The sequence below is a fragment of the Pseudomonas psychrophila HA-4 genome, assembly GCF_000282975.1.
Classification (GTDB): Bacteria; Pseudomonadota; Gammaproteobacteria; order Pseudomonadales; family Pseudomonadaceae; genus Aquipseudomonas; species Aquipseudomonas psychrophila_A.
Genome location: NZ_ALJC01000015.1, coordinates 14998 through 27986 on the forward strand (window position 1 = coordinate 14998; position 12989 = coordinate 27986).

Genomic DNA, 12989 nt, shown 5'->3' on the forward strand with positions numbered 1-12989 from the left:
TGTCTATGTTCAAAGGCTGTATCGACGCAAGATTTACCTGGAAACCATCGAGGGGGTCGATCCCGTTTATCAGCGTGACTTCTCTTTTTGGGAGGTCGCTGAGGGATTTGTTCGGCCCGAATTGACTTTCAGCTTGGTACTAACGCTGCGGATACTATCGGGTTGAAAATCTAAATGCAAGTGTGCTAGTAAAAATACATTCTGTTTCCCCACCAAGTGTGGGTGCCGCCGGGTAATGGTTGTGTTGATTTCACGTGTTATTGATTCTGGTATTAGCCTACTTTGGCCGTTATTCCAGCGTGGTGACTGGGGCATAGGCCTCTGCACAGCGCTTTGCTAGTGGGGGCTTTACCGGTACGTGGTCCTACATTTTTAGGGCTGCTGTTTCACGATCCATTGAGTGGAATGCGAACTTGTGCACATTTGTAGTGCAAATGCCACAATCGCTTCTGATACCGATCTACACAAGCGTCTAGCCTGTTCTGTAAATTTAAGTCAATGAAAAACATCGTTTTTTTTAATTGGTGAAAAAATCGACAGTTTGACTCGAAGCCCCGCAGGGTGGGCGTTTGCGGGGGGTAAACGGGGGTTGTCCACTGACTTATCCACAGGATCTGTGGATTGTCCCATGCACTTGCTCTAGATCGCGGGTATAGACTTTTTACGGCTTTACCCCAGCGAAAAAAGGAGTAGAGTGGCGCGCCTTCTGTTCTGCCCTACAGTGTTTTATGAAGTTTCGCACCTCTACTTCCTCTGTTGCTCGCTCCAGCGCACCGCCCGAAGCCCCAAAACGTTTTTCTTTGCGGATTGCGGTCTGGTTGCTGGATAACCCTCATCTGGGCGCTAATCCCAGCGTCAAGCATGTTGCCGGTCATTTGCTTAAGCAACCTGCCCGTCAAGGCGTCGTGTTAGCGCAAAGCCGTTTGGGGCAATTGATGTGCCGTGATTGCGGCAGTGCTCGTGATCAGCGCATTGGTCACGAACTGTTGCGTCAAGCCGCACGTGCTGGCGACCGCCTTGCTCAGCAGGAACTGAGCAAGATCGAAGACTGAGCTGTCTTCGATCCCTGAGCTTGGTTAACCTTGCTCTTTTACCGTGTGCGGAGTGGTTATGGCCTTGGACCTGAACAGCATTTTGCTGGGCTTGGCGCTGGCGGGTGTACCGTTGTTGGCGTTTGTCTGGCAGTTGCAGCGTCGTGCCAGTGGGCACCAGGCAGAGCTGAATCTGCTGGATGAACGCTTGAACATGGCGCAGTTGGCGCAAGAAGGTTTGAGTGCCCAGTTGGATGCCAGTCGTGATGAGATCAGCGACTTGGGGCAGGCCAACGCGGCCAAACAGGCAGAGCTTGCCGCTCTGCGCCGCGAAGTCGAGTTACTCCAGTTGGAGCGCGACAACGCCCGTGATGCCGCGCATGCCTGGAGCCTAGAACGAGCGCAGAAAGAGTCCGAGTTACGCCGTTTGGACGCCCAAGCCGCGGCACTGAGCGCCGAGTTGCGTGAGCAGCAAGACAGCCATCAGCAACGTCTAAGTGACCTGCAAGGTTCACGGGATGAACTGCGGGCGCAGTTTTCGGAGCTAGCAGGCAAAATTTTCGATGAGCGCGAGCAACGGTTTGCGCAGACCAGCAATGAGCGCCTCGGGCAATTGCTCGATCCGCTCAAAGAGCGCATTCAGTCGTTCGAAAAGCGGGTCGAAGAGAGCTATCAGCAGGAAGCCCGCGAGCGCTTCTCGCTGGGCAAAGAGTTGGAGCGCTTGCAGCAACTGAACCTGCGCCTGAGCGATGAAGCCACCAACTTGACCCGCGCCTTGAAAGGTCAAAAGACCCAAGGCAACTGGGGCGAGTTGATTTTGGAACGAGTGCTTGAACACGCAGGGCTTGAAAAGGGGCGTGAATATCAGACCCAAGTCAGCTTGAAAGGTCCCGACGGTGAGCGTTTTCAGCCAGACGTATTGATCATGTTGCCGGGTGACAAACAGGTCGTGGTCGATTCCAAAGTCAGCCTTACGGCCTATCAGCAGTATGTGGGGGCCGATGACGAGGTGATCGGCCAAGCGGCCCTCAAGCAGCATGTGCTGTCGCTGCGTAACCACGTTAAAGGCTTGGCCGGTAAAGACTATAAGCGCCTTGAAGGGCTGCACAGCTTGGATTTCGTGTTGCTGTTTGTGCCTATCGAAGCCGCTTTTTCTGCGGCGTTACAAGCTGAGCCCAACCTGTTTCAAGAAGCCTTTGATCGCAACATTGTGATCGTCAGTCCGACCACGTTGCTCGCGACCTTGCGGGTCATCGATAGCCTGTGGAAGCAAGAGCGTCAGAGCCAAAATGCCCGTGAAATCGCTGAGCGCGCAGGTTGGCTGTATGACAAATTCGTGCTGTTTATTCAGGACTTGGATGAAGTCGGCAATCGCCTTCAGCAATTGGACAAAGCCTACGCAGCCGCCCGCAATAAACTGACAGATGGACGTGGGAACCTTGTGAGCCGTAGTGAGCAACTCAAATTACTGGGCGCGCGGGCGAGTAAAAGTTTGCCGCCCGAGCTGCTGGAACGTGCCATGACCGACGTTGACGGCGTGGCGCACCCCGCGGAGTAGACCTAACGCGGCCCTTGTAGGAGAGCGCTTGCCTCGCGATCTTTAGATCTTTAGATCTTTAATCGATCGCACAATACGCTCCTACAATGGCACATGCCGGCTCAGCAGCGCTCTCAGCACCGCAGGCTTGACCGGTTTTGGCAAGTATTCCAAGCCTGCCGCATGCACTTGCGCAATCATTTCTGGGCGTCCGTCAGCGCTAATTACCACGCCCGGCACGGGTTCTTCCAGTTGCGCACGCAGCCAGCCCATCAGGTCGGTTCCAGTCTCGCCATCGTCTAGGTGGTAGTCCACCAGCACCAGTTGCGGGCGCACGCCGTCGTTGAGCAAGGCAGCACACTCATCACGGTTTCTGGCGGTCCAGACGCGGCATCCCCAGCGCGTGAGCAAGCTATGCATGCCAATCAAAATGCTGTCTTCGTTATCTATGCACAGCACTTGCGCGCCGATAACGGATTGGCCTTTCTGTTCAGTCGCGGTCCTTTTCGTTTCGCTTTGAGTTGGCGCTAGCGGCACGCTGACACTGAATACGCTGCCTTTACCTGGCCATGAGCGCACTTTAAGCGTGTGTCCCAGCACGCGGCACAGGCCATCGGCAATCGCCAGCCCCAGCCCTAGGCCTTTTTCGGCTCGTGTCTGATGGCTGTCCAGGCGTTTGAACTCTTCAAAAATGACCTGCAGTTTGTCTTGCGGGATACCGGGACCGCGGTCCCAAACTTCCAAGCACAACTGATCGCCACGGCGACGTACGCCTAGCAATATCGGGCCTTTGGCGTAGCGAAACGCGTTGGTCAGGAAGTTCTGCAAAATACGTCGCAGTAATTTGATGTCGCTGTTGACCCGCAAGCGGCTGCCGCGAACCCTGAACTTGAGTCCTTGCTCTTGCGCCTGAGCGGTAAATTCATTGCCCAAGGTATTGAATAGATCATTGATCGCAAAAGGCTTGATGTCAGGAGTGAACTTGCCGTTTTCCAAGCGTGAAATATCTAACAAGTCGCTGATCAAGTCTTCGGCCGAGCGCAACGAACTGTCCAGGTGCTGCACCAGTTTTTGCGCGTCGGGGCTTAAGTCTTCTTGATGCGACAGGGCGGCTGAAAACAGCCGCGCCGCGTTCATGGGCTGCATCAAATCATGGCTAACGGCAGCCAGGAAGCGGGTTTTCGATTGGTTGGCGGCTTCGGCTGTGCCTTTGGCTTCGATCAGCGCCTGATTAAGTTGCGACAGCTCGCGGGTCCGTTCGGCTACCCGCTGTTCAAGGCCTTCGTTGGCTTCGGTGAGTGCCTGCTCAGCCTCACGGAAGGCGGTAATGTCAGTAAAACTCATGACGAACCCGCCGCCCGGCATGGGATTGCCGATTAGTTCGATCACCCGGCCATTGGGGAACAAGCGCTCAGAGGTGTGCGCCCGGCCTTGGCGCATCCAATGTAGGCGACGTGCCACGTGCACTTCGGCTTCACCTGGGCCGCACAGGCCGCGCTCGGCGTTGTGACGAATAATGTCGGCAATCGGCCGGCCGACACTGATCAGTCCTTCCGGGTAGTTGAACAGTTCGAGATAGCGGCGGTTCCAAGCCACGAGGCGTAATGATTGATCGACCACACTGATGCCTTGAGTGATGTTTTCAATCGCGCCTTGCAGCAATGCGCGGTTGAACTGCAAAACTTCTGACGCTTCATCCGCAATACGGACTACGTCTTCAAGCTGCATTTCCCTACCTTCAATGGCCGCTTTAACCACTGCGCGGGTTGATGATGCGCCGAGTACCCCGGCCAGTAGCCGTTCTGTGTGGGCGATCCATTCGCCGTCGGCGTTTTGATTGGGGTTGAAGCCTTTGCCCTGTCGATAGGCAAAACGGATAAAGCTCTGGCGGGCGCGTTCTTCACCGACAAAGCGCGCTGCCAGCGTCAGCAGGTCGTTGATCTGTACCGAGAGCATTGAGCGACCGCTGGGGTGGCTGCTGATTTCTTGGCCGATGAAGCGACCTGCCTGCCAATGCTCTGAGACGCGGGTACGCGATAGAACCGACACCCAGGCAAACAGGGTGAAGTTCCCCGCCAGGGACAGCACCACACCTTGGGTCAGTGGTGTGATGGGCAGGCCCAACGGGTTGCTGTGCAGCCACGCCAGCCCTGGGAAGTGTCCCAGGTGCCAGCCCATGCTATGGGCGATCAGCGGCAGCACCAAGGTGTAGAACCAAATGAATGTCCCCGTCGCGAGCCCTGCGAAAACACCGCGACGGTTGGCTTGTTTCCAGTACAGCGCGCCGAGCATGGCGGGCGCCAGTTGAGTCACGGCGGCGAAGGAAATTTGTCCGATGGTGGCAAGGCTGGCGGTTGAGCCCAGCAGGCGGTAGCTGACATAGGCCAGTAGCAGAATGACCACAATCGAAACGCGGCGTACCGACAGCATCCAGTGACGGAACACTTCAAACGGGCGCTCGGCATTCTTGTGTCGCAACAACCACGGCAGCAGCATGTCGTTGGAAACCATGGTTGAAAGCGCCACGCTGGCCACAATCACCATGCCGGTGGCGGCCGAGGCTCCCCCGATAAACGCCAGCACTGCCAGCGCCGGATGCGCTTGCGCCAGTGGCAAGCTGATCACGAACGAGTCGGGTAGCACTGAGCTTGGCAGCATCATTTGCCCTGCTAGGGCAATCGGTACTACAAACAGCGCCGCGAGAATCAGATAGGCCGGGAACACCCACTTGGCCAGTCGCAGGTCTTGCGGCTCAATGTTTTCAACCACCGTTACGTGGAATTGCCGGGGCAGGCAGATGATGGCCATCATCGCGACGCCGGTTTGCACCACCATTGATGGCCAGTTAACGGTTTCTTTCCAGTACTCCTCAAGCCGCGGCGCCAGCATGGCTTGACTAAACAGGTCGTCGAAACCGTCATAGAGGCCGTAGGTCACAAACGCGCCGACGGCGAGAAATGCGAATAGTTTGACCAGCGATTCAAATGCAATCGCCAGCACCATGCCCCGGTGGTGCTCGGTGGAGTCGAGGTTGCGTGTGCCAAACACAATGGTGAACAGCGCCAAAACCAGCGACACCAGCAGCGCGGTGTCCTGGGCGCGGGTGCCTGTGGTGTCGGCTCCGGCGCCGATCAGCAGGTTCACCCCGAGTACGATGCCTTTGAGTTGCAGGGCGATATAAGGCAAGACCCCGACCAAGCAGATCAGTGCGACAACAATCGCCAGGGACTGTGATTTGCCGTAGCGCGCGGCAATAAAGTCAGCAATCGAGGTGATGTTTTCCTGTTTGCTGATCATCACCATCTTTTGCAGCACCCAAGGTGCGCAGACCAACAGCAGCACAGGCCCCAGATAAATCGGCAAGAACGACCAGAGTTGTTCGGCTGCCTGGCCTACGGCGCCGAAGAATGTCCAACTGGTGCAATACACCGCCAGCGACAGGCTGTAGACCCACGCGCGAACCCGCGGCGGCAGCGGTTTGCTGCGCCGGTCACCATAAAAGGCAATGGCAAACATAATGGCCATGTAGGCCAGGGCGACGGCGGCGATCAGCCCGCTGGACAACGACATGAAGACTCCTGCGCGTAAAAAGACCCGAGCAATCCCGCTGCGGAAGTCTAGTCTCGCACGATGTTTGAGCCGCGGCACGTCGACGATGGTCTGAGCGCGGCCACGCGTCGCAGTCGTTCAGTCGTGGGCGCAGGGCTAGGTCGATTTGTTCGTCAGTTGCTCAAGGGTTAACGGTGTCTGGGCAAACAAAATCCGAAAAACCACCGGGGCGACTATCACGTTCAGCAGATGATCAAGGCTAGAAGGTGTGAACGCTTGGGCTTATATAGGTGAAACAGATAACACATAGAGAAAATACCCGTTATATAGATATTCGATTCGGTTCTACTCTTGCATCACCTCATATGAGGAACAGGAGGAGCCCATGATGTGCCCAAACACTGCCAAAGCCGGTTTTCGGCCATTTAGCCACTTGCAGCACCCACGTGAAGTGATTCGCCAGTTCACCCCGAACTGGTTTGCCGCGACCATGGGGACTGGGGTTTTGGCGCTGGCGCTGGCTCAGTTGCCGGTACAAATCCCCGGCCTGCATGCGCTTGCCGAAGGGCTGTGGTTGTTCAATATCGGTTTGTTCATTCTGTTCAGCGTGCTCTATGGCGCACGCTGGGTGATGTATTTTGATGAGGCGCGGCGGATTTTCGGTCACTCCACCGTGTCGATGTTTTTCGGCACCATCCCCATGGGGCTGGCGACCATCATCAATGGTTTTCTGCTGTTCGGCGTTGCGCGCTGGGGCAGCGACATGGTGCAGCTCGCACACGTGTTGTGGTGGCTGGATGTGGCCATGTCGCTGGCGTTCGGGGTGATGATTCCCTACATGATGTTCACCCGGCAGGAACACAGTATTGATCAAATGACCGCCGTCTGGCTGTTGCCTGTGGTGGCGGCAGAAGTGGCTGCGGCCAGCGGCGGGTTGCTGACGCCGCATCTGGCGGACCCGGTGGCGCAGTTCCATGTACTGATCACCAGCTATGTGTTGTGGGCATTTTCGGTCCCTGTGGCGTTCAGCATTTTGACCATTTTGATGCTACGCATGGCGCTGCATAAATTGCCTCACGAAAATATGGCGGCCTCGAGTTGGCTGGCCTTGGGGCCGATTGGTACCGGCGCGTTGGGTTTGTTGCTGTTGGGCGCAGACTCGCCTGCGATCTTTGCCGCCAACGGTTTTGCCGGGATCGGTGACATTGCCCAAGGCTTGGGACTGATTTGTGGCGTGGCGCTGTGGGGCTTTGGCCTGTGGTGGATGTCGATGGCGGTGCTGATTACCGTGCGATATATGCGGGCCGGTATCCCGTTCAATCTGGGCTGGTGGGGCTTCACCTTCCCGCTGGGTGTTTACGCGCTGGCCACCTTACGTCTGGGGCAGGTATTGCACCTGAGCTTTTTCGATGGGGTCGGTTGCGTACTGGTGCTGATGCTGGCGCTGATGTGGCTGATCGTCGGCACACGCACGGTCAAAGGTGCCTGGCGCGGCGAGCTGTTCGTGTCGCCCTGCATCGCAGGCCTTAACAAGTAGTCCATGTACTCAGGTGCTGTGCGAAAGCGCCGAATATGACGTTTTTCGTGACAGAACCTGAGTAAGGTTGTGCCCTGAGTGTTACAACCACACTCCAATGAGAAAGCCTCCGGCGCAACGTGAGTACATGGAAGATGAGTCACCCTTCGCAGTTCAGCTTGCTCGGGAAGCGTCGCTTCCTGCCGTTCTTCGTGACCCAGTCCTTGGGTGCGCTCAATGACAATCTCTTCAAACAATCGTTGATTCTAGCCATCCTTTATAAGCTGAGCATCGAAGGCGACCGTGGAATCTGGGTCAACCTCTGCGCGCTGCTCTTTATCGTGCCGTTCTTTTTATTCTCGGCACTGGCTGGTCAATTTGGCGAAAAATACCCCAAGGACCAACTGATACGCCTGATCAAGCTGGGCGAAATCGCGATCATGGTGGTCGGCGCTATTGGTTTTGCGTTCGATCATTTGGCACTAATGCTGGTCGCGCTATTTGCCATGGGCACCCATTCGGCGCTGTTCGGGCCGGTGAAGTATTCGATCTTGCCGCAGACCCTGCATGAAGATGAGTTGGTGGGCGGTAATGGTTTGGTGGAAATGGGCACCTTTCTGTCGATTCTGGCCGGCACCATAGGCGCGGGAATCATGCTCTCGTCGAGCAATTACACGGTCATTGTGTCGGTGGTGATCATTTCGGTCGCCGTGCTCGGTTATCTGGCCAGTCGTGCCATTCCTCGGGCACCCGCTGATACGCCAGACTTGCGTCTCAACTGGAACATCTTCAGCGAGTCTTGGGCTACGTTGCGCATGGGCTTGAATCAGACACCTGCGGTGTCGCGCTCTGTCGTAGGTAACTCTTGGTTCTGGTTTGTCGGTGCGATTTATCTCACGCAAATCCCGGCTTACGCCAAAGAGTGGCTGTACGGCGATGAAACTGTGGTCACGCTGATTCTCACGGTGTTCTCGGTCGGTATTGCCTTGGGCTCGATGCTGTGTGAAAAGCTCTCGGGGCGTAAGGTTGAAATCGGTCTGGTACCGTTTGGCTCGTTCGGCCTGACGGTGTTTGGTCTGCTGCTGTGGTGGCACTCGGGGCACATGCCACAAAACCTCCAAGCCAATGACTGGCTCGGTGTGCTGGGCTACAGCCAGGCGTGGTGGGTGCTGTTAGATATTCTCGGACTGGGCGTGTTCGGTGGTTTCTATATTGTGCCGCTGTATGCGCTGATTCAGTCGCGTACCGCTGAAAACGAGCGTGCACGGGTTATTGCGGCCAACAACATCCTTAACGCGCTGTTTATGGTGGTATCGGCAATCGTCACCATTCTGTTGCTGAGCGTGGCCAAGCTGACGATTCCCGAGTTGTTCCTAGTGGTGTCGTTGCTGAACATCGCGGTTAACACCTACATCTTCAAAATCGTTCCTGAGTTCAGCATGCGTTTCATGATTTGGCTGCTCAGCCATTCCATGTACCGCGTACAGCACAAAAACCTGGAAGCGATTCCAGACGAAGGCGCGGCCTTGTTGGTGTGCAACCACGTGTCGTTTGTCGATGCGCTACTGATAGGCGGCGCAGTGCGTCGGCCGATTCGCTTTGTGATGTATTACAAAATCTACAATCTTCCGGTGCTTAACTTTATCTTCCGTACAGCGGGTACGATTCCGATTGCCGGACGTGCTGAAGATGAAGTGATTTATGAGCGGGCATTCAAGAAGATTGCCGAGTACCTGAACGATGGCGAGCTGGTGTGCATCTTCCCCGAGGGCAAGTTGACCAGCGATGGCCAGATCAGTGAGTTCAAGGCGGGGATGACGCGCATTCTCGAGCAAACGCCGGTGCCCGTGATCCCGATGGCGTTGCAAGGCTTGTGGGGCAGTTTCTTCAGTCGTGACCCGAACAAGGGCGTGTTTCATCGGCTATGGTCGCGGGTAACGCTGGTGGCCGGGGAGCCGATAGCGGCCAGTGAAGCCACGCAAAAGTTGCTGCGTGAACGGGTGACTGAGTTGCGGGGCCAGACCTTGTAGCCGCTGGCGTAGGCTGCGAAAAGGTCCTAAGGGCCTTCATCTTTCAGGGCTGCTTTGCAGCCCATCGACCTGCGACAACGGCTAAAGGGTTTTGCGGGGTTAGGCGCTCATCTTCAGGCCGACTAGGCCGGCAATAATGAGTGCAACGCTGGCCAGTCGGAACAGCGCCATGGATTCACCAAACAGGATGATCCCAGCGATAACCGTGCCGACTGCGCCGACGCCCGTCCAGATGGCATAAGCGGTGCCCAGCGGCAGCTCTTTCATCGCCAAGCCGAGCAGGCCAAGGCTGCAAACCATGGCAGCAATGGTCAGTGCCGTCGGCATAGGACGAGTAAAGCCTTCGGTATACTTCAGGCCGACGGCCCAGCCAACTTCAAACAGACCGGCGAAAAACAGAATAATCCAGGACATGCTTGCCTCCATCAATTGATGGGGTCGTCCCCAGATTAATCACTCGATGAGTCGCGGGGCCGTCCCCGCAGTGCGCATTATAGTGCCCACGATTTTTCTGACGATCAACCCCGAATTTTCAGTCGGCGGATAGTTTTTCCGCAGCCAAACGATCCTCTTTTTCGCTCATTCGACGGAAGTACGTCGACAGCAGTGCGCCTGAGATGTTGTGCCACACGCTAAACAGCGCGCTGGGCACGGCTGCCAAAGGCGAAAAGTGGGCACTGGCCAATGCGGCTCCCAGCCCTGAGTTCTGCATGCCGACTTCCAGCGCCAGGGATTTACGTTGCGCCAACGGCAGTTTGAACAGGCGCCCGGTAAAGTAGCCGAGCAAGTAGCCAAAGCTGTTGTGCAGCATGACCACGGCCATGATCAACAGGCCCGACTTGGCGATTTGTGCCTGGCTGGCGGCGACGACAGCGGCGACGATAATCACGATGCTGATCACCGAAACCAGCGGCAGCACGTCGACTGCAAACCGCACCCTCGCGCCCAGCACGCGCTGAGCCAAAACCCCGAGCACAATGGGCAGCAGCACGACTTGCAGAATCGACCAGAACAACTCCATGAACGAAACCGGCAGCCAGGCTGATGCCAGCAGCCAAATCAGCGCAGGAGTTAGCAGCGGGGCGAGGAGGGTGGTCACGGCAGCAATGGCGACTGACAGCGCGAGATCGCCTCGGGCCAGCCAAGTCATGACATTAGAAGAGGTGCCGCTTGGGCAGCAACCCACGAGAATCACGCCAACCGCGATTTCGGGCGGCAGGTGAAACACTTGGCAGAGTAACCACGCCACGCCGGGCATGATCACGAAGTGAGCAACCACGCCCAGTGCGACGCGCCACGGGTGGCGAGCGACTTCGGCGAAGTCATCGAGTTTGAGGGTCAGGCCCATGCCAAACATCACCAAACCCAGTAGCGGCACGATGTAGCCTTTAAGGCCAACGAACCAGCCGGGCTCAAGAAACGCCAGCACGGCAAAAATCAGAACCCAATAAGCAAAGGTATTACCGACAAAGCGGCTTAAGGCAGCGAGTGCGCGCATGGTGTTCCTTATTATGGTTATGGTGTGTGGCAGGCGTGACAACCGTGGGAGCCTGGCTTGCCAGCGATGCAGGCGATGTGGTTTTTTCTGTTAAACCGCGTCGACACCTTCGCGAGCAAGCCAGCTCCCACAGCCGTTTTGAGGTTTAGATCCCCTGAGGAATCTCTTCTCCGCCCAGCGCTTCAAACAACTGTGGCAAGAACTCGCCGAAGGTCAGCATCATTAAGGTGAAGCTAGCGTCCTGCTGGCCTAGATCGTCGTCGCCGCCATTTTGCTCGGCTTCGTCTTGCAGCAGGTCTTCAAACTTCAGACGCTTGACCACCAGCTTGTCATCCAGCACGAACGACAGTTTGTCTTGCCAGGCCAGCGACAGTTGAGTCACGACTTTGCCTGTGCTCAGGTGCAGCTGGATTTCATCGCTGGTCAGGTCCTGACGCTTGCAGCGGATAATCCCGCCATCTTCGTGGGTGTCGCGCAGCTCACATTCATCGAGTACAAAGAAGTTGTCGGCCGCTTTTTGGGTTTTGACCCATTCGGTCATGACCGCACTCGGCGCAATTTTAACGGCCAGCGGGCGAACCGGCAGCGAGCCGATCACTTCGCGCAGCGTGGATAGCAGGTCTTCGGCGCGTTTCGGGCTGGAGGCGTTAACCAGAATCAGGCCCTGTTTTGGCGCAATGGCGGCAAAGGTCGCCGAGCGACGGATAAAGGCACGCGGCAAGAAGGCCTGGATGATTTCATCCTTGAGCTGATCACGCTCCTTCTTATAGACCTTGCGCATTTGTTCGGCTTCGATCTCTTCGACCTTATCCTTTAATGCATCGCGCACCACGCTTCCAGGCAGGATGCGTTCTTCTTTACGGGCTGCAATCAGCAGGAAGTCCTGGCTGGCGTGAACCAGAGGGGCGTCTTCACCTTTACCGAAAGGGGCAACGAAACCGTAGGTGGCTAATTCCTGGCTTGCACACGGGCGGGCCGGCTTGGTGGCCAGTGCCGTTTCCAGCACCTGCGCATCAAAAGGCAGATCTTGGGTCAGGCGATAGATAAGCAGGTTTTTGAACCACATGGGGTGAATCACTCCTTTATACAAAGACGGCATTATTCGCTTGATAACCTTATTAGGCCAACCCTGCGCTAAGCCTTTGTCGTGCATAAGAAAATTATTTTAAAAAGTGCTTGCCAGACTATAGGTCGCTCCGTAGAATGCGCGCCACACCGAGAGTGAAAGGGTGATTAGCTCAGCTGGGAGAGCATCTGCCTTACAAGCAGAGGGTCGGCGGTTCGATCCCGTCATCACCCACCATTCGCTTACAGTGTTACGCGCAGCGGTAGTTCAGTCGGTTAGAATACCGGCCTGTCACGCCGGGGGTCGCGGGTTCGAGTCCCGTCCGCTGCGCCATATTTTTACCACAAGCCCCTTGAACGTTTGTGGTTAGGGGAAGCCCGCTGAATGCGGGCTTTTTCTTGAAAGGCTTCGGTTCTACAGTTCGCTGTTGAATCAAAGATGCAGGGCGTTGGAAATGGTGGTTTTTAAACAGTTTTTAAAAAACTTGAATAAAAACAACCACTTACACAAAAAGTGTGAGAGAATGCGCCCCGCAACGAGAGTGAAGTGAAAGGGTGATTAGCTCAGCTGGGAGAGCATCTGCCTTACAAGCAGAGGGTCGGCGGTTCGATCCCGTCATCACCCACCATTCGCTTACAGTGTTACGCGCAGCGGTAGTTCAGTCGGTTAGAATACCGGCCTGTCACGCCGGGGGTCGCGGGTTCGAGTCCCGTCCGCTGCGCCATATTTGAGTCATAAGCCCCTTGAACGCTTGTGACACGC

8 protein-coding genes and 4 tRNA genes are annotated in these 12989 nt (G+C 56.3%); 8 read left to right on the plus strand and 4 right to left on the minus strand.

Going from position 1 to position 12989, the window contains the following annotated elements:
* The first annotated feature begins 728 nt into the window (after window positions 1–728).
* Both B347_RS0101570 and rmuC read left to right on the plus strand, forming a co-directional pair.
* Window positions 729–1052 carry a hypothetical protein gene (locus B347_RS0101570; RefSeq protein WP_019407965.1) on the plus strand — a complete coding sequence of 108 codons (324 nt, stop codon included), beginning with the start codon at window positions 729–731 and terminating at the stop codon, window positions 1050–1052.
* A gap of 172 nt (window positions 1053–1224) precedes the next feature.
* Window positions 1225–2589, plus strand: coding sequence for a DNA recombination protein RmuC (gene rmuC, locus B347_RS0101575; RefSeq protein ID WP_192812343.1), 1365 nt, complete (start codon window positions 1225–1227; stop codon window positions 2587–2589).
* A gap of 81 nt (window positions 2590–2670) precedes the next feature.
* Here the strand turns inward: rmuC and B347_RS0101580 are convergent, their stop codons facing one another.
* The gene (locus tag B347_RS0101580) at window positions 2671–6138 is read right to left on the minus strand and encodes a hybrid sensor histidine kinase/response regulator (RefSeq protein ID WP_019407967.1); all 3468 of its coding nucleotides are present in this window, start codon (window positions 6136–6138) and stop codon (window positions 2671–2673) included.
* Between the two features lie 364 nt (window positions 6139–6502).
* Here B347_RS0101580 and B347_RS0101585 point away from each other — a divergent pair, with 364 nt between their 5' ends.
* Together B347_RS0101585 and B347_RS0101590 are read left to right on the plus strand one after the other, a co-directional pair.
* Entirely contained in the window at window positions 6503–7654 is a 1152-nt protein-coding gene (locus tag B347_RS0101585) for a TDT family transporter (protein ID WP_019407968.1), read from the plus strand.
* A gap of 134 nt (window positions 7655–7788) precedes the next feature.
* Window positions 7789–9663, plus strand: a complete 1875-nt coding sequence (locus tag B347_RS0101590; RefSeq protein WP_019407969.1) for an MFS transporter — start codon at window positions 7789–7791, stop codon at window positions 9661–9663.
* Between the two features lie 99 nt (window positions 9664–9762).
* Here B347_RS0101590 and sugE read toward each other — a convergent pair whose 3' ends face one another.
* From sugE to rdgC, 3 genes are all read right to left on the minus strand, one after another.
* Complete coding sequence (gene sugE / locus B347_RS0101595; protein ID WP_019407970.1) at window positions 9763–10077, minus strand: quaternary ammonium compound efflux SMR transporter SugE; 315 nt, start codon at window positions 10075–10077, stop codon at window positions 9763–9765.
* Between the two features lie 118 nt (window positions 10078–10195).
* Entirely contained in the window at window positions 10196–11161 is a 966-nt protein-coding gene (locus tag B347_RS0101600; protein ID WP_019407971.1) for a bile acid:sodium symporter family protein, read from the minus strand.
* A gap of 145 nt (window positions 11162–11306) precedes the next feature.
* Complete coding sequence (gene rdgC, locus B347_RS0101605) at window positions 11307–12227, minus strand: recombination-associated protein RdgC (protein ID WP_019407972.1); 921 nt, start codon at window positions 12225–12227, stop codon at window positions 11307–11309.
* A gap of 161 nt (window positions 12228–12388) precedes the next feature.
* On the opposite strand from rdgC, the gene B347_RS0101610 reads away from it, so the two are divergent.
* From B347_RS0101610 to B347_RS0101625, 4 genes are all read left to right on the plus strand, one after another.
* Window positions 12389–12464, plus strand: a tRNA-Val gene (locus B347_RS0101610).
* Window positions 12465–12483: 19 nt separating this feature from the next.
* Window positions 12484–12560: transfer RNA gene (locus B347_RS0101615), tRNA-Asp, on the plus strand.
* A gap of 219 nt (window positions 12561–12779) precedes the next feature.
* A tRNA-Val gene (locus tag B347_RS0101620) sits at window positions 12780–12855 on the plus strand.
* A 19-nt stretch (window positions 12856–12874) separates the two neighbouring features.
* Window positions 12875–12951: transfer RNA gene (locus tag B347_RS0101625), tRNA-Asp, on the plus strand.
* Window positions 12952–12989 lie beyond the last annotated feature (38 nt).

Bases quoted from the DNA above. Each gene is read 5' to 3' on its own strand.
- B347_RS0101585 (WP_019407968.1), top strand. From the start codon at position 6,503: ATGATGTGCCCAAACACTGCCAAAGCCGGTTTTCGGCCATTTAGCCAC.
- B347_RS0101580 (WP_019407967.1), bottom strand. From the start codon at position 6,138: ATGTCGTTGTCCAGCGGGCTGATCGCCGCCGTCGCCCTGGCCTACATG.
- rdgC (WP_019407972.1), bottom strand. From the start codon at position 12,227: ATGTGGTTCAAAAACCTGCTTATCTATCGCCTGACCCAAGATCTGCCT.
- B347_RS0101600 (WP_019407971.1), bottom strand. From the start codon at position 11,161: ATGCGCGCACTCGCTGCCTTAAGCCGCTTTGTCGGTAATACCTTTGCT.
- B347_RS0101570 (WP_019407965.1), top strand. From the start codon at position 729: ATGAAGTTTCGCACCTCTACTTCCTCTGTTGCTCGCTCCAGCGCACCG.
- B347_RS0101590 (WP_019407969.1), top strand. From the start codon at position 7,789: ATGAGTCACCCTTCGCAGTTCAGCTTGCTCGGGAAGCGTCGCTTCCTG.
- sugE (WP_019407970.1), bottom strand. From the start codon at position 10,077: ATGTCCTGGATTATTCTGTTTTTCGCCGGTCTGTTTGAAGTTGGCTGG.